The sequence below is a fragment of the Bacillus altitudinis 41KF2b genome, from assembly GCF_000691145.1.
Taxonomy (GTDB): Bacteria; Bacillota; Bacilli; order Bacillales; family Bacillaceae; genus Bacillus; species Bacillus altitudinis.
On the sequence record NZ_ASJC01000009.1, the window covers coordinates 70,571 to 92,784 of the forward strand.

The 22,214-nt window shown below is 41.8% G+C and carries 16 protein-coding genes; 11 read left to right on the forward strand and 5 right to left on the reverse strand.

The features are described from left to right. The first annotated feature begins 98 nt into the window (after nucleotides 1-98). From pcrB to BA79_RS14715, 5 genes are all read left to right on the forward strand, one after another. Nucleotides 99-791: a heptaprenylglyceryl phosphate synthase gene (gene pcrB, locus BA79_RS14695; RefSeq protein ID WP_008344257.1), complete on the forward strand. Its 693-nt coding sequence runs from the start codon at nucleotides 99-101 to the stop codon at nucleotides 789-791. Nucleotides 792-848: 57 nt separating this feature from the next. Then, the gene (pcrA, locus tag BA79_RS14700; RefSeq protein WP_017366764.1) at nucleotides 849-3,071 is read left to right on the forward strand and encodes a DNA helicase PcrA; all 2,223 of its coding nucleotides are present in this window, start codon (nucleotides 849-851) and stop codon (nucleotides 3,069-3,071) included. A gap of 44 nt (nucleotides 3,072-3,115) precedes the next feature. Next, nucleotides 3,116-5,122, forward strand: coding sequence for an NAD-dependent DNA ligase LigA (gene ligA, locus BA79_RS14705; RefSeq protein WP_017366765.1), 2,007 nt, complete (start codon nucleotides 3,116-3,118; stop codon nucleotides 5,120-5,122). Nucleotides 5,123-5,137: 15 nt separating this feature from the next. After that, nucleotides 5,138-6,325, forward strand: a complete 1,188-nt coding sequence (locus BA79_RS14710; RefSeq protein ID WP_008344253.1) for a CamS family sex pheromone protein — start codon at nucleotides 5,138-5,140, stop codon at nucleotides 6,323-6,325. A gap of 163 nt (nucleotides 6,326-6,488) precedes the next feature. After that, nucleotides 6,489-7,496: a phosphotransferase enzyme family protein gene (locus BA79_RS14715; RefSeq protein WP_035703559.1), complete on the forward strand. Its 1,008-nt coding sequence runs from the start codon at nucleotides 6,489-6,491 to the stop codon at nucleotides 7,494-7,496. 44 nt (nucleotides 7,497-7,540) lie between these two features. Here BA79_RS14715 and BA79_RS14720 read toward each other — a convergent pair whose 3' ends face one another. Together BA79_RS14720 and putP are read right to left on the reverse strand one after the other, a co-directional pair. Continuing rightward, entirely contained in the window at nucleotides 7,541-8,233 is a 693-nt protein-coding gene (locus BA79_RS14720) for an MgtC/SapB family protein (protein WP_008344247.1), read from the reverse strand. Between the two features lie 168 nt (nucleotides 8,234-8,401). Further along, a complete protein-coding gene (gene putP, locus BA79_RS14725) occupies nucleotides 8,402-9,883 on the reverse strand; it encodes a sodium/proline symporter PutP (protein WP_035703561.1) in 1,482 nt (493 codons plus the stop codon). Nucleotides 9,884-10,294: 411 nt separating this feature from the next. Here putP and gatC point away from each other — a divergent pair, with 411 nt between their 5' ends. From gatC to gatB, 3 genes are read left to right on the forward strand one after another with little or no spacing between them, the layout of a single operon-like run. Then, nucleotides 10,295-10,585: an Asp-tRNA(Asn)/Glu-tRNA(Gln) amidotransferase subunit GatC gene (gene gatC / locus BA79_RS14730; protein ID WP_003213898.1), complete on the forward strand. Its 291-nt coding sequence runs from the start codon at nucleotides 10,295-10,297 to the stop codon at nucleotides 10,583-10,585. Nucleotides 10,586-10,599: 14 nt separating this feature from the next. Beyond that, a complete protein-coding gene (gatA, locus tag BA79_RS14735; protein ID WP_035703563.1) occupies nucleotides 10,600-12,057 on the forward strand; it encodes an Asp-tRNA(Asn)/Glu-tRNA(Gln) amidotransferase subunit GatA in 1,458 nt (485 codons plus the stop codon). Between the two features lie 13 nt (nucleotides 12,058-12,070). Continuing rightward, the gene (gene gatB / locus BA79_RS14740; protein ID WP_035703565.1) at nucleotides 12,071-13,501 is read left to right on the forward strand and encodes an Asp-tRNA(Asn)/Glu-tRNA(Gln) amidotransferase subunit GatB; all 1,431 of its coding nucleotides are present in this window, start codon (nucleotides 12,071-12,073) and stop codon (nucleotides 13,499-13,501) included. 182 nt (nucleotides 13,502-13,683) lie between these two features. On the opposite strand, the gene BA79_RS14745 is transcribed toward gatB, so the two are convergent. Next, the gene (locus tag BA79_RS14745) at nucleotides 13,684-14,529 is read right to left on the reverse strand and encodes a TetR/AcrR family transcriptional regulator (RefSeq protein ID WP_035703567.1); all 846 of its coding nucleotides are present in this window, start codon (nucleotides 14,527-14,529) and stop codon (nucleotides 13,684-13,686) included. 131 nt (nucleotides 14,530-14,660) lie between these two features. Here BA79_RS14745 and BA79_RS14750 point away from each other — a divergent pair, with 131 nt between their 5' ends. After that, nucleotides 14,661-17,873: an efflux RND transporter permease subunit gene (locus BA79_RS14750; protein ID WP_035703570.1), complete on the forward strand. Its 3,213-nt coding sequence runs from the start codon at nucleotides 14,661-14,663 to the stop codon at nucleotides 17,871-17,873. A gap of 227 nt (nucleotides 17,874-18,100) precedes the next feature. Here BA79_RS14750 and BA79_RS14755 read toward each other — a convergent pair whose 3' ends face one another. After that, nucleotides 18,101-19,054 carry a nucleoside hydrolase gene (locus tag BA79_RS14755; protein ID WP_035703572.1) on the reverse strand — a complete coding sequence of 318 codons (954 nt, stop codon included), beginning with the start codon at nucleotides 19,052-19,054 and terminating at the stop codon, nucleotides 18,101-18,103. Between the two features lie 181 nt (nucleotides 19,055-19,235). Between BA79_RS14755 and BA79_RS14760 the strand changes: the two genes are divergently transcribed. Continuing rightward, on the forward strand, nucleotides 19,236-20,144 hold the full coding sequence (locus tag BA79_RS14760; RefSeq protein ID WP_007496845.1) for a diacylglycerol kinase: 909 nt from the start codon (nucleotides 19,236-19,238) through the stop codon (nucleotides 20,142-20,144). A 61-nt stretch (nucleotides 20,145-20,205) separates the two neighbouring features. Next, nucleotides 20,206-21,579 carry a 23S rRNA (uracil(1939)-C(5))-methyltransferase RlmD gene (gene rlmD, locus BA79_RS14765; RefSeq protein ID WP_035703626.1) on the forward strand — a complete coding sequence of 458 codons (1,374 nt, stop codon included), beginning with the start codon at nucleotides 20,206-20,208 and terminating at the stop codon, nucleotides 21,577-21,579. 298 nt (nucleotides 21,580-21,877) lie between these two features. Here the strand turns inward: rlmD and BA79_RS14770 are convergent, their stop codons facing one another. Further along, nucleotides 21,878-22,213: a hypothetical protein gene (locus BA79_RS14770; protein ID WP_035703576.1), complete on the reverse strand. Its 336-nt coding sequence runs from the start codon at nucleotides 22,211-22,213 to the stop codon at nucleotides 21,878-21,880. Nucleotide 22,214: the final 1 nt, after the last annotated feature.

The window sequence follows — 22,214 nt, forward strand, 5'->3', positions numbered from 1 at the left end:
GAATGAAACTTTTAGCTGAAGGAGGTTACCCATTTTTTGCGGTGTCTGATTTTGTTATAATATTTAAATGGAATGAAACGAATGGAGGAACGTTTTTCATGTATGATGTTACCGAGTGGAAGCATGTCTTTAAACTCGATCCAAATAAAGAGATTTCCGATGAACAACTTGAAGCGATTTGTGAATCTGGTACGGATGCCATTTTAATTGGCGGCAGTGACAACGTGACAGAAGACAACGTGCTGCAACTGATGTCAAAGGTGCGCCGCTTTCTTGTGCCATGTGTCCTTGAAATCTCGACACATGAGATGATTGTGCCTGGCTTTGACCTGTATTTTATCCCCACTGTGTTAAACAGTGCTCATCCAGATTGGATTGTTGGTCTGCATAAGGATGCGATGAAGGAATACGGTGATTTGATGTCAATGGAAGAGATTGTACCGGAAGGATATGTCATCTTAAACGAAGAGTGTAAAGCGGCTAAGCTGACAGAGGCAAATACGGCACTGGATATAGATGACGTAAGGGCTTATGCGAGAGTGGCAGAGCACTTGATGAAACTGCCCATCTTCTATTTAGAATACAGCGGAACGCTTGGAGATATAGAGCTTGTGAAAGAAACAAAAGCAGTGCTACATGAAACGGTTCTATTTTATGGCGGCGGTATTGAAAGCGAAGAGCAGGCGAAAGACTTTGCACAGCACGCAGACGTTGTCGTCGTGGGAAACGTCATTTATGACAATTTTAAAGAAGCGTTAAAGACAGTCGACGCAGTGAAAAAGTCATCATAGTCAAACAAGACGAAACGGGTTAAAATAGAACATAAGTTCGAATTGGCGGTGAATGAAATGAATGAAATATCGAATCATCTATTAGAAGGGCTGAATGACGCGCAGAAAGAAGCGGTCAAAGCAACAGACGGGCCGCTGCTACTGATGGCAGGAGCAGGTAGTGGAAAAACACGAGTGCTCACGCATCGAATTGCGTATTTAATGGCAGAAAAGCATGTGGCGCCGTGGAACATTTTAGCGATTACTTTTACAAATAAAGCAGCAAGAGAAATGCGTGAGCGTGTACAAGCCATTTTAGGGCCTGGTGCGGATGACATTTGGATTTCTACGTTCCACAGCATGTGTGTACGCATTTTACGACGCGATATTGACCGTATTGGTGTGAATCGCAACTTTTCTATATTAGACACATCTGATCAGCTTTCAGTCATTAAAAACATTTTAAAAGAACGAAATATCGATCCTAAAAAGTTTGATCCACGTAGCATTTTAGGGTCAATCAGTAGTGCAAAAAACGAACTCATTGACGCAGAGGAATACGCAAAAACAGCCGGTGACTTTTACGATCAAGTCGTCAGCGATGTCTACACAGATTATCAAAAACGATTACTCAAAAACCAATCACTCGATTTTGATGATCTTATTATGATGACGATTCGTCTGTTTGAGCGAATTCCTGAAGTATTAGAACACTATCAGCGAAAATTCCAATACATTCATGTCGATGAGTATCAGGATACGAACAGAGCGCAGTACATGCTTGTGAAATTGCTCGCGCAGCGTTTTCAAAATATATGTGTGGTCGGTGACTCGGATCAGTCCATCTACCGCTGGCGTGGAGCGGATATTACAAACATTCTTTCCTTTGAAAAAGATTATCCGTCCAGTGAAGTGATTTTGCTTGAGCAAAATTACAGATCGACTAAACGTATTCTGAATGCCGCAAACACGGTCATTCAAAACAATTCAAACCGCAAGCCAAAAAACCTTTGGACAGAAAATGACGAAGGAGCGAAGATTGCCTATTACCGTGCGGATAATGAATTCGGTGAAGGTCAATTTGTCGCTGGAAAGATTCGTCAGCTTCATCAGAGCGGCAAGCGTAAATTATCTGATTTTGCGATCCTCTATCGAACGAACGCTCAGTCACGTGTCATAGAGGAAACGTTAATGAAGGCGAACATTCAATACAACATCGTCGGTGGCACGAAGTTCTATGACAGAAAAGAGATCAAGGACATTTTGGCATACTTACGCCTTGTGGCAAATCCAGATGACGATATTAGTTTTGCACGCATTGTCAACGTACCAAAACGAGGAATTGGGGCGACTTCTGTTGATAAAATTGCCGCATACGCAGAAATGAATGATCTCTCTATGTTTGAAGCACTTGGTCAGGTGGATTTCATTGGACTCAGTGCAAGAGCAGCCAATGCACTTGATGAGTTCAAACAGCTCATTGATCAAATGACAAATATGCAGGATTATTTATCTGTCACAGAATTAACGGAAGAGATCCTAGAGAAAACAGGCTATCGTGAAGCACTGAAGATCGAAAAAACGATTGAAGCACAAAGCCGTTTAGAAAATATTGACGAGTTTCTATCGGTCACTAAAAACTTTGAAGAACAAAATGAAGATAAATCACTTGTCACCTTCCTGACAGACCTCGCCCTCGTCGCAGACATTGATAAGCTGGATGAGGCTGAGGAAGAAGATCAGGATGCGGTCATTTTAATGACGCTTCACGCAGCAAAAGGACTTGAATTCCCCGTTGTGTTCTTAATGGGCATGGAGGAAGGTGTCTTCCCGCACAGTCGTTCATTAATGGAAGATGCCGAGATGGAAGAAGAGCGCCGTCTCGCTTACGTGGGGATCACACGGGCCGAAGAAGAGCTTTATTTATCAAGTGCGAAGATGAGAACACTCTTCGGCCGGACGAACATGAATCTGGAATCACGATTTATCAGAGAAATACCAGCTGATTTATTGGACAACCTAAATGAGAAAAAAGAAACGAAAACACCGTTTGGCCAAACGAGAGAAAGACCGCAAAGACGAGGGCCTGTCTCACGTCCACAAACGCAAACCATTCAAAACACAGGCGGCGGCAGCATTGGCTGGGCTGTCGGTGATAAAGCCGCTCATAAAAAATGGGGCGTTGGCACGGTTGTGAGTGTAAAAGGTAGTGGAGATAGTACAGAGCTTGATATTGCCTTCCCAAGCCCTACAGGCATTAAGCGTCTCCTTGCCGCATTTGCGCCAATCGAAAAGCAATAAACTGATAGGACTGACAAAACGGATGAAGTGAAAGGAAGAAGCAGATGGATAAAGAAGCAGCGAAACGCCGGATCGAGGAACTACACCAGATTTTGAATCAATACAACTACGAATATCACACACTGGATCGTCCAAGTGTTCCTGACGCTGAATATGATGCGCGGATGCGTGAGCTGATCTCTCTGGAGGAAGAATACCCTGATTTAAAAGCAGCGGATTCACCCTCGCAAAGAGTAGGAGGTGCTGTTTTAGACGCCTTCCAAAAAGTACGTCACGGCACACCGATGCTCAGTCTCGGCAATGCGTTTCATGAACAGGACCTTCTTGATTTTGACCGCCGGGTTCGTCAAGCAGTCGGTGACGACGTCGCTTACAATGTCGAGCTGAAAATTGACGGACTCGCTGTTTCTCTCCGTTATGAAAATGGCGTGTTTGTCCGGGGTGCCACGCGGGGTGATGGGACAACAGGTGAGGATATAACCGAGAACCTCAAAACCATTCGTTCCATCCCGCTCAAAATCAATCGGCCTCTGTCGATTGAAGTGAGAGGAGAGGCATTTATGCCAAAACCTTCTTTTGAAGCCCTTAACGAAAAAAGATTACAAAACGAAGAAGAGCCGTTTGCGAACCCGCGTAATGCGGCTGCTGGCTCACTTCGTCAGCTCGATACGAAAATTGCAGCGAAACGAAACCTTGATATCTTCGTCTACAGTATAGCGGAGCTTGATGAAATTGGTGTTAATACGCAAAGCGCAGGACTTGATCTTCTCGATGAGCTTGGCTTTAAAACGAACAAAGAAAGACGGATGTGCCAAACCATTGAAGAAGTGATCGACCTCATTGAAACACTGAAAACAAAGCGTGCTGATTTCTCATACGAAATCGATGGCATTGTCATTAAAGTCAATTCATTGGCACAGCAAGAAGAACTAGGCTTCACAGCAAAAAGTCCACGCTGGGCTGTTGCGTACAAATTTCCGGCCGAAGAAGTCGTGACGAAGCTGATTGATATTGAACTAAGTGTGGGGCGTACTGGCGTCATCACCCCAACAGCGATTCTTGAGCCTGTAAAAGTGGCAGGGACGACAGTACAGCGTGCTTCTCTTCATAATGAAGATTTGATCAAAGAGAAGGATATCCGCCTTTTTGATCAAGTGATTGTCAAAAAAGCGGGCGATATTATCCCAGAGGTTGCAGGGGTTCTTGTTGATCAGCGAACAGGAGAAGAAGAGCCGTTTCACATGCCGACTGAATGTCCAGAGTGTCATAGTGAGCTGGTCAGAATTGAAGGAGAAGTGGCGCTTCGGTGCATCAATCCACAATGCCCCGCTCAAATACGTGAAGGACTCATTCACTTTGTGTCTCGTAATGCGATGAATATTGATGGGCTAGGCGAGCGAGTCATTACACAACTTTTCAAAGAACAGCTTGTCTCTCGTGTATCAGACCTTTATCGTTTAACTAAAGAAGAGCTGATTCAGCTAGAACGAATGGGCGAAAAATCAGTCGATAATTTACTGCGCTCGATCGAGCAATCGAAAGAAAACTCTCTTGAACGTTTATTATTTGGACTCGGTATTCGATTTATTGGTTCTAAAGCAGCGAAGACGTTGGCCATGCACTTTGAGGATATCGATCAGTTAAAACAAGCAACGAAAGAACAATTACTTGAAGTAGATGAAATTGGTGAAAAAATGGCCGATGCAGTCGTCACGTACTTTGAGAAAGAAGAAATACTAGATCTGCTAAATGAACTAAAAGAACTTGGGGTCAATATGACCTACACAGGGCCAAAACCGGTGAAAGTAGAAGAAAGTGATTCCTATTTTGCAGGAAAAACGATTGTGCTGACGGGAAAATTAGAAGAAATGTCGCGAAATGATGCAAAGGCAGCGATCGAAGCATTAGGCGGCAAGTTAGCAGGTAGCGTAAGTAAAAAAACAGACTTAGTCATTGCCGGCGAAGCAGCTGGAAGTAAGCTGACAAAGGCAGAAGAACTCAATATTGAAATTTGGGACGAAGCCAAAATGCTCGAGGAGCTAAAGAAATAAGAGGAGTGTTTTCTATTGAAAAAGTTGCTATTGCTGCTGACAATGCTCACACTGGTATTGTCAGCGTGTGCACCTTTTGGGGGAAAGGATGAGGAAGAGGTCACACAAAAGACGGATGAAACGAAAGAAACAGCGATCATCCCAATGTACAACATCTCTGATTCCTATTACAAAATGGTGCTGCCGTTTAAACAAGGAGCGGCAAGGGGACTAACTGCAGAGCGTCTCAATACACGCTTAGACATTGATGAATTTGAAACAGGACTCATGCGCCTGGCAACAGAATCATTCAATACAAACGATTATCTGTTCCAAGAAGGACAACATTTAGATGAAGATACTGTTCTCAGCTGGCTTGCCCGCAAAAAAACAGGCAGTGATCTGAAAAAAGCTGAAAAAGAAGACAAAGACTTTAAGAACTTGGGCTTAAACCCTGCTCTTCCAAACTCAGGTTCAACAAAGTCAAAAAATGAAAATAGTCCAATCTACTTAGCTTCCATGCTAGAACATAATTACTTAATCAGAAAAGATAAAAATAGCTTACAGCTTGGCGGGGTTGTCATCGGTCTTGCGCTTAACTCTGTCTATTATTATCGCGAAAATATCGGAGATCCTCAGCAAGAGGTGACCATCGATTCATCGAAAAATTCAAAGAAACTTTTAGCAGAGGGCGAAAAAATTGCGGAACAAGTCATTAAACGACTTCGTCAAATGGACGGACTGCAAAAAGTCCCAGTCATGATTGCTCTTTATAAACAAGCACCAAAATCATCTATTGTTCCAGGAAACTTCATCGCTAAAACCGATGTAAAAGCAGGATCAGCTGATATTGGTAGTTGGGATACGATTAAAGAAGAGAATGTCTTCTTCCCTTCAGATAATGCCAAGAGCAGCTACAAAGATGATTCAGAGCGATTTGACCGCTTCAAGACAAAGGTAGAAGACTACTTCCCGAATTACACAGGTGTGGTAGGCAAAGGTTTCTATAAAAACGGGAACTTGCAAAAAATGAAAGTAGAAATTCCAATGCAATTCTACGGAAAAACAGAAGTCGTGGCATTCACGCAATACTTAACAGGTGAAGTCATGGATTACTATAAGAGCACCAATATAGAAATCAACATCACCTCTTCTGATCAGCAAGAAGCCCTCATCACAAAAAATGCTGAAGATAAAGAACCAACGGTCCATATATATGACTAAATAAAAACCGCCTTTTGGCGGTTTTTTATTTCTAATTAGAGGAATCTTTCAACTTTTGTCAAAGTATGTGAGGAAATCAAAAGGAAAGGCAGGTATGTTGATGCTCGTATAAATGCTGATTACCGTCATGTATAAGTAAAAAGACGATAAAAGGAGAATCAGCATGCATAAAGAAGTAAAAGCACGATACGATGAACAAATGGTCTTAAAGAAAGCGGCTCTACTCTATCATTTTCAGCCAGAACAGGTCACATTTCTAGCCGATGCAGAAAATTATGTGTATGAATATACGGATGAAAAAGGGTCGAGTTATATATTGAAAATTACCCATACCATTCGCCGCTCCCGCACATATATTTTAGGAGAAATGGACTGGATTCGGTATTTATCTCAACATGGAAGCTCAGTAGCTAAACCGGTTTTATCCGCAAGAGGAAAAGATGTTGAAGCGATTCCCGATCAAGCAGGAGGCGCTTTTTTGCTGAGAGTGTACGAAAAGGCGCCCGGCAGAAAAGTGACCGAAGCAGATTGGAATGGACAGTTGTTTCAAGCGTTAGGAGCCTATACTGGGCGTATGCATCAAACGACTAAACAATATCAAGTGAAAGATCCTCGCTATAAGCGTCAAGAGTGGTATGAGGAGGAGCAATTAAAGCTTGAAACGTATATTCCTTCTGATCAAACGGTTGTGTTGCAGCGAAAAGATGAACTGATGCAAAAGCTTCACCAGCTCCGAATATCCAAGGATGTCTATGGACTGGTGCATGCGGATTTACATCACGGGAACTTCCACTATCATCAGGGAGAAATCATTGCATTTGATTTTGATGATTGTGGGTATCACTGGTTTATCAACGATATGAGCATTTTGCTATACAACGTTCTTTGGTATCCGGTGATTCCGTATGAGGATAAAGCTGAATTTACGGGTGAATTTATGAGCCATTTCCTCAAAGGCTATCGACAGGAGAATGAGCTTGATGACGCATGGCTGGCGACAATACCAGATTTCCTTATGCTGCGTCATATGCTTATTTATGGGCTTTTACATCAAGCATTTGATCTCCGAACACTAAGCGCTGACGAAAGTGCCATGCTGGCGCGTTTTCGAAAGGAGATTGAGGACAAAACCCCAATTACGCCTTTTGACTTTCATCAGCTAACAACATAAATAAAAAGCCCCTTGCTGTTTGACATAGCAAGGGGCTTTTTATCCTACACCGTATCACACTTCACACCAACAACGCCTTCTAAATCTTTAATATCAAAGTACACATCGGTTGTATAGCGGTCTTTATGTACGCGAACACGTACTTCCATGATCGGATAGTCTTTTTCCTTTAAATCATCAATACGTACAGAATGAATCCGAATATTGAGTGCTTTCATTTCTTTTAAAATCTCTGTCATGCGGTTTCGGTCAGAAAGTGACATTCTGATGCGGATTTCTTTTTCCTGTAAGCGAATGGGTCCAATCCGCTGGAAGAGCCAAGGTAAAAATTCCACACTGACAAGAATAAAGAAAAGACTGAGGAAGGCTTCTTTATAAAAACCTGCACCTGTTGCAACCCCAAGTCCTGCTGCTCCCCAAATCATCGCAGATGTCGTAAGACCTGAGATGACGTCATTGCTTTTGCGAAGAATCACACCTGCTCCAATAAAACCAACACCAGATATAATTTGCGCCGGTAACCTGAGTGGGTCCATTTGAAGCTTAGAGACTCGAGGGAAATTGTAGGCTGCATCAATGCTGATGATGGTTAATACGCAGGAGCTGACAGCAATGACAATACACGTTTTCAGCCCAAGCGGCTTTTTCTTAAGTTCGCGTTCAAGACCGATGATCAAACCGATTAAGGTGGCAACGGCTAATTTTAAGACCGTATCCCATTCAATTGTCCAAAACATGCGTATCGCTCCTTTCACTTCATGTACGTTTCACATCATGTATATGATCTTCTCACAGCCCATATGGCTGCACAACTTCTATTTTATTCAGAAACGGGAGAAAGAAAAGCATTTTATTGAAAAATAAAGAGAGTCATCCGCATAATGCAGATGACTCCTCATGTCTAGTTATTTTGTTTCTTCTTCGAGATGGTCTTCCATTTTGCTAAACAGCTTTTTAGAAGCTTTAGACGGTTTATTTGTTAAGAGGCTGACAATAATAGCAGTCAAACCACTTAAAATAAATCCAGGAACCATTTCGTACAATCCAGTCGTGTTATTTAAGCCTGTTGAAATCCAAACGAGAACGACAACAGCCCCAACAACCATTCCAGCTAAAGCACCGTGATGATTCATTCGCTTCCAGTATAGACATAACAAGATGACTGGACCGAATGAAGATCCAAATCCAGCCCAAGCATATCCGACAAGGTCAAGAATCGTATCACTTGGGTTTAGCGAGAGACAAAGAGCAATAATGGCAACGACTAGTACAGACATACGTCCAATCATGACAAGCTCTTTGTCAGAGGCTTTTCTTCTAAAGAACGTACGGTATAAATCCTCTGTCATCGCACTTGCAGTAACAAGCAGCTGAGAAGAAATTGAACTCATAATCGCAGCTAAAATGGCAGAAAGTAAAAATCCAGTAATATATGGATGGAATAACACTTTAGAAAACACAATAAAGATGGTTTCTGGGTCTGCCAAAGTGGTGCTTGTTTCATGAACGTACGCCACGCCGACTAAACCGACAGATAGTGAACCAATGACAGACACAATCATCCAGCTCATACCGATACGACGTGCTGGCTTTAAATCTTTTACAGTCGTAATCGCCATAAAGCGAACAATAATGTGCGGCTGTCCAAAGTAACCGAGTCCCCAAGCGAGGAAGGAAATAATGCCAATGACGCTCGTTCCTCTAAAAATATCAAGCAATTTAGGGTCAATCTGTTGAATATCATTGAATGTGGCAACAGGTCCACCTAATTGAGTAAAGGCAACGATCGGCACGAGCACTAATGCTAAAAACATAATAGCTCCTTGAACAAAATCAGTTAAACTAACTGCCAAAAAGCCGCCGAATAGTGTGTACAAAATCACGATACTAGAAGTTAAGATTAAACCAAACATATAATCAGCACCAAACGCTGATTCAAATAAGCGTCCGCCTGATACCATACCTGATGAGGTGTAAAGTGTAAAGAAAATCATAATGATGACAGCTGAGACAGCTTTCAATAAAGTAGATGAGTCTTTAAACCGTTTGTCAAAAAAGTCTGGAATGGTAATCGCATCATCAGCAACTTCTGTATACGATCTCAATCGTGGCGCAAGGAATAAATAGTTTAAGTAAGCCCCACTAATTAAACCAACAGCAAGCCATCCAGATGAAAGACCAGTTGTATACATAGCGCCTGGAAGCCCCATCAGCATCCATCCACTCATATCGGATGCACCAGCAGAGAGTGCGGTGACATAAGGACCTAATCCGCGTCCGCCTAACATATAGTCATTCAAGTCATTTGTTTTTCTAAATGCATACCAGCCAATAGCCAGCATTCCAATAAAATAAATAGATAAAGAAATTCCAATTTCAATACTCATGTTTCCATATCACCTTTTTCGTATTAATTTGACATCACCTCAATCAAAATATACAAAGAACAGCCTATTGATTGTCTGCTCACTGCTATGGTTACTTAACCTATCAGAGTATTCCCAAGTGATCAACCTTCTTAAACATCCCCATCAGACAAAAAAAATACGTGTATGCGTGATAAGCGTCTATATGTAAGCGCTTACTAAATTAAGTAAAAGAAAAAATTTTCTGAAAAATAAAAAGTCAACTTGATGAATATTTTAGACACTGGCTACACCACAATGACATATGAGTGGACAAAGCCTTTCTAGGCGTCCTCGTAAAGTTGCTTTAGAACAGTAAAATTTGATATGATAAAGTGTATATGACTTATGATCATGACCACGAACACGTATCATTTTTGGAGGTGAACCTGCATGTCAAGAATTTCAATAGAAGAAGTAAAGCATGTTGCGCATTTGGCACGGCTTGCAATTACAGAAGAAGAAGCTGAGATGTTTACAGAACAGCTTGATAGCATCATTTCATTTGCAGAGCAGTTAAACGAGGTAGATACGGAAAACGTTGAACCAACAACACACGTATTAAAAATGAAAAACGTCATGAGAGAAGATGTTCCGAATAAAGGTCTTTCCATTGAGGCAGTCATCAAAAACGCGCCTGATCATAAAGACGGCTATATTCGTGTGCCATCAATTTTGGACTAAAGGAGGCCTGAGGCATGTCACTGTTTGACCACAAAATTTCTGAATTAAAAGAGCTTTTACATAAAAAGGAACTGTCTGTTTCTGATTTAGTGGACGAGTCTTATAAACGAATCCATGAAGTAGACGGGAAAGTACAAGCATTCCTAGCGCTGGACGAAGAGAAAGCACGTGCGTACGCAAAGGAATTGGACGAGGCCGTTGGTGAAAAGGACGAGCTTGGTCTATTGTTCGGTATGCCGATCGGTGTCAAAGATAACATCGTGACGAAAGATTTACGTACAACGGCGTCAAGTAAAATCTTGCAAAACTTCGATCCTATTTACGATGCAACCGTTGTGAACCGCTTAAGAGAAGCGGAAGCTGTCACAATCGGCAAATTAAACATGGACGAATTTGCGATGGGATCTTCTACGGAGAACTCGGGCTTCAAACCAACGAAAAACCCGTGGAATTTAAACACCGTTCCAGGTGGGTCAAGTGGTGGATCAGCAGCATCTGTTGCAGCTGGAGAAGTACCATTCTCTCTTGGATCAGATACAGGCGGCTCCATTCGCCAGCCGGCGTCATTCTGTGGTGTTGTTGGTCTTAAACCAACATATGGCCGTGTATCCAGATACGGTTTAATCGCATTTGCTTCATCATTAGATCAAATTGGGCCGATTACGCGTAATGTTGAGGACAACGCATATGTTCTTCAAGCGATTTCTGGTGTTGATCAAATGGACGCAACGAGTGCAAATGTCGATGTCCCAGATTTTCTTTCTTCATTAACTGGCGACATCAAAGGCTTGAAAATCGCTGTGCCAAAAGAATATCTTGGCGAAGGTGTTGGCGAAGAAGCAAAAGAGTCTGTTCTTCAAGCGTTGAAAGTATTAGAAGGACTTGGTGCCACATGGGAAGAAGTGTCTCTTCCGCATTCTAAATATGCGCTTGCGACTTACTACTTGCTTTCATCTTCAGAAGCATCTGCAAACCTTGCTCGTTTTGACGGTATTCGCTATGGCTACCGTACAGACAATGCAGACAACCTGATTGATTTATATAAAAATACCCGTTCTGAAGGCTTTGGAGACGAAGTCAAACGCCGCATCATGCTGGGCACATTCGCTCTAAGCTCAGGATATTACGATGCATACTATAAAAAGGCACAAAAAGTCCGTACGCTGATCAAAAAAGACTTTGAAGATGTTTTTGAAAAGTATGATGTCATTGTAGGACCAACAACACCAACTCCGGCATTTAACATTGGTGAAAAGACAAGCGATCCACTGACGATGTATGCAAACGACATTTTAACGATCCCTGTTAACCTTGCAGGCGTCCCAGGAATCAGTGTGCCTTGTGGATTTGCAAATGGTCTTCCGTTAGGACTGCAAATCATCGGTAAACACTTTGATGAAGGAACCGTTTACCGCGTGGCTCACGCTTTCGAACAAGCAACAGATCATCATAAAGCAAAACCTGAACTGTAAGGGGTGAATCAGAATGAACTTTGAAACGGTAATTGGACTTGAAGTCCACGTAGAGCTCAAAACACAATCAAAAATTTTCTCAAGCTCACCGACGCCTTTTGGTGCGGCTGCCAATACGCAAACAAGTGTCATCGATCTTGGTTATCCTGGCGTACTGCCTGTGCTGAACAAAGAAGCGGTGAACTTTGCGATGAAAGCAGCAATGGCACTGAACTGTGAGATTGCAACTGATACAAAATTTGACCGTAAAAACTATTTCTATCCTGATAACCCAAAGGCGTATCAAATTTCTCAATTTGATAAACCGATCGGTGAAAACGGCTGGATTGAAATTGAAGTAGACGGCAAAACAAAACGAATTGGTATTACACGTCTTCATTTGGAAGAGGATGCAGGAAAACTGACGCACACAGGCGACGGTTATTCACTCGTCGATTTCAACCGTCAAGGTACACCACTTGTTGAAATCGTATCTGAGCCTGACATTCGTACGCCAGAAGAAGCGTATGCTTACTTAGAAAAATTAAAATCTATTATTCAATATACAGGCGTCTCTGACTGTAAGATGGAAGAAGGCTCACTGCGCTGTGATGCCAACATTTCTCTTCGTCCGATCGGCCGTGAAGAGTTTGGAACGAAAACAGAGCTCAAGAACTTAAACTCATTTGCTTTCGTCCAAAAAGGTCTTGAGTTTGAAGAAAAACGTCAAGAGCAAGTATTGCTTTCTGGCGGCTTGATCGAACAAGAAACTCGCCGCTATGACGAAGCGTCTAAAAAGACGATCCTCATGCGTGTCAAAGAAGGTTCTGATGATTATCGTTACTTCCCAGAACCAGATTTGGTGGAGCTGTATATTGATGACGAGTGGAAAGAACGTGTAAGAGCATCGATTCCAGAGCTTCCAGACGAGCGCCGCAAACGCTACATTGATGAACTTGGACTTCCAGCCTATGACGCAATGGTACTGACGCTGACAAAAGAAATGTCTGATTTCTTTGAAGCGACCATTTCAGAAGGTGCTGAAGCGAAGCAAGCATCAAACTGGCTCATGGGTGAAGTATCTGCGTACTTAAACTCGGCTCAAAAAGAGCTGGAAGATACGAAGCTAACGCCGCAAGGACTGGCTGGTATGATCAAACTTATCGAAAAAGGAACGATTTCTTCTAAGATTGCCAAAAAGGTATTCAAAGAACTTATCGAAAATGGGGGCGACGCAGAAAAAATCGTCAAAGAAAAAGGACTTGTCCAAATTTCTGACGAAGGTGCACTGCTCAAACTTGTCACAGAAGCTCTTGATAACAACCCGCAATCCATTGAAGACTTCAAAAATGGAAAAGACCGCGCAATTGGTTTCTTAGTCGGACAAATTATGAAAGCATCGAAGGGCCAAGCAAACCCACCGATGGTCAACAAGATTCTTCTCGAAGAAATCAAAAAACGATAAATTGCAAAAACCGCCTCATGGAAGAGGCGGTTTTTTTGTTGATGGATATGACAGGGTCTTATCACAGATTCAGACCACCGCCGTATATCAATTCATTGGTTCTTTTTTTATAATGAAGCATAAGCTTTAGCACATATTCGAAGGGGATAAAGGTGAACTAAAGTGAACATTGCCACGTATTGTTATTGGAGGAATAGCTTCAATTGTTCCACAGCTCTTTGGACAGCGGAGTCCTCACACGTTTCTAAATTTGTCAGCATCCCTTGAATGACCGGCTTGCGAGGCTCATCTTTGGCCAATTCTTCTTCAATAACTTCAATGGATACAAGGGTATCATCCGAAAGCAGATGCTCAGATTTTAACAATCGAAGCTCTTCTTGAAGAGTAGCGGCATTTGGCGCTTCATCATCCCAAATGTTTTGCTTTAGAATCGGCTTCGCATGAGAACGGAGAAGCCCATGCACCAAATCATCAAATCGGTCGAGAATAAAGGATGAGAGCTCATCACATGATAATTCCATCTGATCTTGTAAAAGCAGTACCTGCACATAAGATTGGATGATTCCTTGAATCATGACTGACAGGTCAGTTATATATGGTTCGATCTCCTGTCCATACGTGGTCAAAATAGAAATTTGGATTTCATCATTCATCTGCTTTTTAACCGTTTTGGAATACTTTTTAATTTGCTGGTTTTCCGGAATAATGTTCTCGCTGAGGATCAAAATGATAAAATCCTTGTTCTCAGCAAAGTGCTGGAACTGTTCAGCGATTTGTTTCTGAAAGATATCTCTAGGCGCAAGATGCTGATTTTCTTTTCGAATCTTTTCAATACTTTGCATAGACGTGTCGATATAATATTCAAACGCTCTGTTGAAAAGCTGTTCTTTTGATTTGAAATGCAAATAAAATGCACCTTTAGAAATTCCGCATTCATCTGCAATTTCCTGAATGGTCGTAGAAGAAAAACCTTTTTTCGCAAACAACTGAATGCTTGCTTTAATGATTTTTTCTTTTTTTTCGTTCATGAAATAAGGCCCCTTCAGCTTTAGAATGTTACGTCAAACGCAAGTGAAATGGTTGACGGCATTGTATATCACCGTTTATTATGATATAGAATGACCAGTCAGTCAATACATAAAGGAAAATGGAGGACATAATGAATTCGATCATCAATTTTGTATTAAAGAACAAGTTCGCTGTATGGCTCATGACGATTATCGTAACAGTTGCTGGTCTATATGCCGGGTTGAATATGAAACAAGAATCAATCCCGAATATCAACACTCCAGTCATTACGGTTTCTACAACGTATCCTGGCGCAACGCCGGACGAAGTATCAGATAAGGTGACAGATCCAATTGAGAAGTCGATACAAAATCTCAATGGGGTGAATGTGGTCACTTCTAATTCTTTTGAAAATGCCTCATCGATTCAAATCGAGTACGATTACAATAAAGACATGGATGAAGCAAAGAAGGAAATTGAAGATGCCATTAGCAATATCAATTTTCCAGAAAATGCAGAAAAACCAAAAATCACACGTTTTAGCATCAATGCGATTCCAATCTTAGCTCTAAGTGTCTCCGGTGATAAAGAATCATTACAAGACCTGACACAAAAAGTGGAAAATGACCTTATTCCTTCTCTTCAAAGCTTAGAGGGTGTCTCGTCTGTCGAAGCTTCTGGACAACAAATCAAAGAAGTAGAATTTTCTTTTAAACAAAAGAAATTGAAGGAATATGGTTTAGATGAAGAAACTGTCCAAAACATGATCAAAGGCTCTGATGTCAATGTACCTTTAGGGTTATACACATTTGGCAACAAGCAAAAATCAGTCGTAGTGGATGGCAATATTTTAAGTGTTAAAGATTTGAAAAACATGCGAATTCCTGTCACACCAAGTGCAAGCGCAGGAGCTGGTGCATCTGCTAGCGGCTCAGAAAATGCAGGTGCTCAAGGTACCGATCAGCAGGCTGGAAGTGCAAGTCAGCAGCAAGCAGCAGCAGCTCAGCAACAAACAGGTGCAGGTGCAGCAAGCGGTCAATCGGTAGAACTGCCGACGATCAAACTTTCTGAGATAGCAGATATTAAAGTCGTGAAAGATGCAGAATCAATTTCTAGAACGAACGGAAAAGACAGTATCGGTTTGCAAATTGTCAAAGGCTCTGATGCCAACACAGTGAGTGTAGCAGAAGCAGTCACAAAAGAACTTGAAACATTCAAAAAAGACAATAAAGGAATCAAAGTCAGCACGACATATGATCAAGCAGAGCCGATTAAAGAATCTGTCAGCACAATGCTGAACAAGGCGATCATCGGAGCAATCTTTGCGATCATTATCATCATGTTGTTCCTTCGAGATATCAAATCAACATTAATTTCGGTCATCTCCATTCCGTTATCCCTGTTGATTGCTGTTTTATTATTAAATCAGCTGGATATCACATTAAATATCATGACACTCGGTGCCATGACAGTCGCCATTGGACGTGTTGTCGATGACTCGATTGTTGTCATAGAAAACATCTATCGACGAATGGCGTTAAAAGATGAACCGTTAAAAGGCAAAGCACTCGTTAGAGAAGCCACAAAAGAAATGTTTATTCCGATTATGTCTTCGACGATTGTCACAATTGCGGTATTCTTGCCATTAGCGCTAGTGGGTGGAATGATTGGTGAACTATTCATCCCATTTGCATTAACCATTGTGTTTGCTCTAATGGCTTCACTACTTGTCGCCATTACAATCGTTCCAATGATGGCTCACAGCCTATTTAAAAAGAACCTGTATGGCAAAGCGAAAAAGGTGAAAGAACACAAACCAAGCAAACTTGCTGGTGGTTATAGACGTGTACTCAATTGGACATTGAACCATAAATGGATCACGTCAGGAATTGCGATTCTGATGCTGGTCGGAAGCTTATTCCTCGCACCACTTGTCGGTGTCAGCTTCTTACCACAGGAAGCAGAAAAAACGGCAATGGTGACATACACGCCAGAGCCTGGACAAACAAGAGAACAAGCCATTGCTGAAACGAAAAAGGCAGAAGATTACTTAATGAAACGTGATCATGTCAATACGGTTCAATATTCATTAGGCTCTTCAAATGCAATGACAGCAAGTGTTGGCGGAAACTCTAACGGTGCATTATTCTTCGTACAATACGACGAGGACACACCGAACTTTGATAAAGAAAAAGATCGTATGGTTAAAGCCCTTCAAGACAAAACGTCTAAAGGAGAATGGAAATCACAAGACTTCTCATCTGCTGGCGCAAGCAACACAGTGACGTACTATGTGTACGGTGACAAAGCAAGTGATATTGAAGGCACAGTCAAAGATGTCGAGAACATTTTAAAAGATGAAAAGAACTTGAAAAACGTCAGCACAAGCTTATCTGAGAAATATGACGAATATACGTTTAATGCAGATCAAGAAAAACTGGCGAAACTAGGCTTAACCGCTTCACAAATCGCACAGGCGATCGCTCCTCAAAGTAATGAAACAACGTTGACGAAAGTAACAGAGGACGGCAAAGAACTAGATGTGAAGCTTCAAACGGAAAAAGATGAATACAAGAGTAAAAAAGATCTAGAGAATAAAAAGATCACAACACCAACAGGACAACAAGTCCGAATTGGCGATGTGGTGAAAGTGAAAGATGGCACAACAGCAAACACTGTGACAAAGCGTGATGGGAAGATTTACGCTGAAGTATCTGGTGACATGACAACAGACGACGTATCAAGTGTGACACAAGATGTTCAGAAGAAAGTTGACAAGCTTGATTTGAAATCTGGCGTTACGATTGATACAGGCGGTGTAAGTGCGGATATTGAGGAATCCTTTACACAGCTAGGACTCGCAATGCTTGCAGCGATTGCGATTGTATACCTCGTTCTCGTCATTACATTTGGCGGAGGTCTTGCACCATTTGCGATTCTGTTCTCACTTCCATTTACGGTTATTGGGGCACTCGTTGGATTGTTTGTAGCGAAAGAAACCATCAGTTTAAATGCCATGATTGGATTGCTGATGCTAATCGGAATCGTTGTAACAAATGCCATTGTCTTGATTGACCGAGTGATTCATAAAGAAAAAGAAGGTCTTTCAACAAGAGAAGCTTTACTTGAAGCAGGTACAACAAGATTACGCCCAATCTTAATGACGGCACTTGCGACAATTGGTGCATTGCTGCCACTCGCATTAGGTTTTGAAGGCGGAAGTCAGATCGTATCAAAAGGACTTGGCGTCACCGTTATTGGCGGTTTAACAAGTTCTACACTTCTCACATTGGTCATCGTGCCAATCGTGTATGAAATCTTAAGCAAGTTTAGACGTAAGAAAAAGTACGCTGAAGAAGAGTAAGAGGAAGCCCCGCTCATGAGCGGGGCTTTCAGCGTGTAGACAAACCCTCGCATGCGGTGTCAGTCCTGCGTGACGGTGCTCACGAATGTCAAATTCGCTCCGCGCCGGTACTCGTCCTTCCTAGAATGCAAAGGTTTTCTATCACGCTGAAAAGAAGACACAGGGCTAAAAAAGTACATTTTAGTCCTTTGTCAACAATCTGAGCCCCGCTAATAAGCGGGGCTTTTTTATGATGAAATCTGACAAACCGCTTTTCTCATAAGCTCTTCAAAGGCCTCGAAAAAGGCCTCCCGATCGACGTGGTCAATGACATGAATCGTCTTTCCATCTGGATGTTCTTCGGTACGTCCTTGTCTTGGTGTTTCAGTATAAACAATTGCATTCATTTCTTTTGAACGGGTAAATGAGGTAGAAGCAAGAGTGATGGTTGTCAGCACATCCCATAAGTAGTAAGTCGAGTTTGTTTCGTGATGAATGAGAGGCGGACAAAAGGCATAACATTGTCCAATAAAGTCAATCCCGATGTGAGAGCGAAGGGAAGCCCATCGTTGACGGACATCGAGTGTGAGCGGGACTTGATTCGTGCTTTCCAGTGCGACCATTTCAATTGGAAAACGCTCTTGAAATACGGTGCTCACAGCATAAGGGTCCCAAAAAGCATTCCATTCTGCTGTTCCATCATGCTCTGGTTCTTCGACATTGCCTTTTTCAAGGAATGTGCCGCCCATCCACACCAGTTTCTCAATTTTATTTGAGATGGAAGGATATTCTTCTAAGGCCCGTGCAAGGTCTGTGAGCGGTCCTGTAAAGAGCAGCGTAACAGGTTCGGTTGACTTTTTCACCATTTCAATCAGGTGAAGATGTGCAGGAAGCTTAGATACTTTTGTATCAATAGCGCCTTTTTCATTTAAAATCGGCAGGGCATCTACATAAAAAGCATGCATACGCCATTCCTTTGGAAATGGATTGACACCTCTAGAATTGGAAGCGGCGACTTCAATCTCATATGGGCTAAAACGATCAATAATTTTCTGAGAAGCGCTCAGCGCAGGCTCTAAATAACAATCAGCAGGAATCACAGACATCCCGATCACTTTCAGGTGTTCCATTTGAAGAAGTAGAAATAAGGACACAAGATCATCAACACCGCCGTCATGGTTGAAATAGACAGGCTTTTTCATGGCATACCATCCTTTTCATCGTTTTCTTTTATCTTATCAGAATGCTGATCTGCTGAGGGAAACGTACCGTGAGATTTCAAATATTAGGGGGTTGTTCTGTTGCCATTTTCAAATCTCATAGTATAATTAAAGGTTGTTAGTGGTGAAAATAGATTGCATAATGATAATAGGATGATGATGAATGAAACGTGCTCGAATTATATACAATCCGACATCTGGACGTGAACTCTTTAAGAAGAATTTACCGCAGGTTTTGCAAAAATTTGAACAGGCTGGCTATGAAACATCTTGTCATGCGACGACATGTGCAGGAGATGCAACACAAGCAGCCGAAAAAGCCGCACAGAGAGATTTTGATTTAATTGTAGCAGCTGGTGGAGACGGCACGATTAATGAAGTCGTCAATGGATTAGCACCGCTTGAAAAAAGACCAAAATTAGGAATCATTCCAGTTGGAACGACCAATGACTTCGCAAGAGCACTTGGCATTCCAAGAGAAGATATTTTAAAAGCGACAGATGCCATCATTGATGGTGTAGCAAAGCCGCTTGATATTGGTAAAGTGAATGGACAGTATTTCATTAATATTGCGGGAGGCGGCCGATTAACAGAGCTGACCTATGAAGTGCCTAGTAAGCTGAAAACCATGCTAGGACAACTTGCGTATTATTTGAAAGGTATGGAGATGCTTCCTTCCATTCGCCCGACAGAAGTCGAAATTGAATATGACGGCAAATTGTTTCATGGAGAAATCATGCTGTTTCTTGTTTCACTAACAAACTCAGTAGGCGGCTTTGAAAAGCTGGCACCAGATTCTATTTTAGATGACGGTATGTTTGATCTGATAATTTTAAAGAAGGTCAACCTAGCAGAAGCCATTCGAGTGGTCAGCCTTGCACTTCGAGGCGAGCATATTCATGATAACAATGTCATCTACGCAAAAGCGAATCGCGTAAAGGTAGATGTAAAAGATAAAATGCAATTGAATTTAGATGGTGAATACGGCGGCATGCTGCCAGGTGAATTTGAAAACCTGTATCGCCATATTGAATTTATTGTGCCAAAAGCAACAGCTGAAAAAATAGGGTGAAGATTGAACTTGGTTCCTTATGGCGACCAAGTTTTTCTTTGCAAATGAGGTGATAAAATTGGTGAAAATGAAACCGCCTGTTCAAAAAAATGAATACTACAATGTAACCTTCGAAGATTTAACGCACGAAGGTGCAGGAGTAGCGAAAATCGAGGGTTTTCCTGTGTTTGTACCGAATGCCCTTCCTGACGAACAAGGGAAAATCAAAGTCACACGTGTCAAAAAAGGATTTGCTTTTGGACGACTCATGGAGCTGACAAAGGAAAGTCAGCACAGGCAAGATGCGCCATGTCCTATCTATAAGCAGTGCGGAGGCTGTCAAATTCAGCACATGAGCTATGAAGGCCAGCTGCTTTTTAAACAGAAACAAGTAAAGGACGTATTGGAGCGGATCGGCAAGCTTGATATGAGCCGTGTAAAAGTTCATCCTGTACTCGGCATGGAAGACCCTTGGAATTACCGAAACAAAGCACAAGTACCAGTTGGCGAACTGGAAGGCGGACTTGTTGCAGGATTTTATCAGCAGCGTACCCATGAAATCATTGATATGGAAAAATGTTTGATCCAGCAATCAGAAAATGACGAAGTCGTTCAAGCTGTCAAAGAAATATGCCAAGCGTTCGGTATCAAAGCATATAACGAAGAACGTCATAAAGGCTGGTTGCGTCATGTCATGGTTCGCTACGGTATTGCAACAGGTGAAATGATGGTTGTGTTTGTCACAAGAACGTCTGATTTTCCGCAAAAGCAACAGGTGATTGAGCAGATTATAGCACGCTTCCCACACGTTCGGTCAATTGTGCAAAACGTGAATTCAAAGAAGACAAATGTCATTTTCGGAGACGAAACGACCGTTTTATGGGGAGAAGAATACATTTATGACACGATTGGCGACATCAAATTTGCTATTTCAGCCCGCTCGTTTTATCAAGTGAATCCAACTCAAACAAAGGTGCTTTACGACAAAGCCCTTGAATATGCCGAGCTGCAAGGAGAAGAAACCGTGATCGATGCGTATTGCGGAATCGGTACGATTTCCTTATTTCTCGCACAAAAAGCAGGTAGAGTCTATGGCGTAGAAATTGTGCCAGAAGCAATTGAAGATGCAAAACGCAACGCTGCCTTAAACGGAATCAACAACGTTGAATTCGCAGTCGGCGAAGCAGAAACCGTTATCCCAAACTGGTACAAAGAAGGCATTAAAGCAGACACTCTTGTCGTTGATCCACCAAGAAAAGGCTGTGACGAAGCACTGCTTGATACGATTTTAAAGATGAAACCGAACCGTGTTGTGTATGTGTCCTGTAATCCAGGGACGCTTGCTCGTGATTTGCGTATTCTTGAAGATGGTGGGTATGTGACGGAGGAAGTGCAGCCTGTGGATATGTTTCCGCATACGAGTCATGTGGAGTGTGTGGCGTCTTTATATAAATAAGGGTTTAAGAGTGTACAAGTTACGATTTATAACAAAATTAAAGAAAAAACAGCAGACCGCGGGAAATGCAAGAAATTTTGACAGAAAACCTTTTTATTGATCGAAAAGAGATGATGCGCTGATCAAATAAGAATATTTCCTTGATTTGTTGGCCGAGGGGCATGCGAAAGGAATTACGATAAATAGCCGTTGGATTTAAAAAGGTATCTTCAAATAAAACAAAGTTTACGAAATATGTTCAGTTAAAACAAAAGAAAGCTCTTCTTTATTAGAGGGGCTTTCTTTTGTTATCCGTCTGTTATTTATCATTGTCCAAATCCCATATTTTTTGACCATCCGGTAAATATACTGCTGTTGGTGGATCGTTATAAAGGGAAATTTCAGTAAAAGCATTACCTTCTTTCAGCCATTCATAAACAATACCACAATTATTGGTAGGATTAGCTAATATTTTATTCGCTTTAAATCCAGCAGCATGGTATTCCGTGTAATTTACATCGTCATCTTCTAATCCATTGTCTGTTTCATAAACAGTATCTAGTTTACCGATAATTCTAAAACCATTTTCCCATTCTAGTATCATATCACTTTTTTCAAAATCTATTAATGTTCTAATTAATGAATCGTATCCCATG

Coding starts and splice junctions, on each gene's coding strand:
- pcrB (WP_008344257.1), top strand. CDS start 99: ATGTATGATGTTACCGAGTGGAAGCATGTCTTTAAACTCGATCCAAAT.
- pcrA (WP_017366764.1), top strand. CDS start 849: ATGAATGAAATATCGAATCATCTATTAGAAGGGCTGAATGACGCGCAG.
- ligA (WP_017366765.1), top strand. CDS start 3,116: ATGGATAAAGAAGCAGCGAAACGCCGGATCGAGGAACTACACCAGATT.
- BA79_RS14715 (WP_035703559.1), top strand. CDS start 6,489: ATGCATAAAGAAGTAAAAGCACGATACGATGAACAAATGGTCTTAAAG.
- BA79_RS14720 (WP_008344247.1), bottom strand. CDS start 8,233: ATGTTTTGGACAATTGAATGGGATACGGTCTTAAAATTAGCCGTTGCC.
- putP (WP_035703561.1), bottom strand. CDS start 9,883: ATGAGTATTGAAATTGGAATTTCTTTATCTATTTATTTTATTGGAATG.
- gatC (WP_003213898.1), top strand. CDS start 10,295: ATGTCAAGAATTTCAATAGAAGAAGTAAAGCATGTTGCGCATTTGGCA.
- gatA (WP_035703563.1), top strand. CDS start 10,600: ATGTCACTGTTTGACCACAAAATTTCTGAATTAAAAGAGCTTTTACAT.
- gatB (WP_035703565.1), top strand. CDS start 12,071: ATGAACTTTGAAACGGTAATTGGACTTGAAGTCCACGTAGAGCTCAAA.
- BA79_RS14745 (WP_035703567.1), bottom strand. CDS start 14,529: ATGAACGAAAAAAAAGAAAAAATCATTAAAGCAAGCATTCAGTTGTTT.
- BA79_RS14750 (WP_035703570.1), top strand. CDS start 14,661: ATGAATTCGATCATCAATTTTGTATTAAAGAACAAGTTCGCTGTATGG.
- BA79_RS14755 (WP_035703572.1), bottom strand. CDS start 19,054: ATGAAAAAGCCTGTCTATTTCAACCATGACGGCGGTGTTGATGATCTT.
- BA79_RS14760 (WP_007496845.1), top strand. CDS start 19,236: ATGAAACGTGCTCGAATTATATACAATCCGACATCTGGACGTGAACTC.
- BA79_RS14770 (WP_035703576.1), bottom strand. CDS start 22,213: ATGGGATACGATTCATTAATTAGAACATTAATAGATTTTGAAAAAAGT.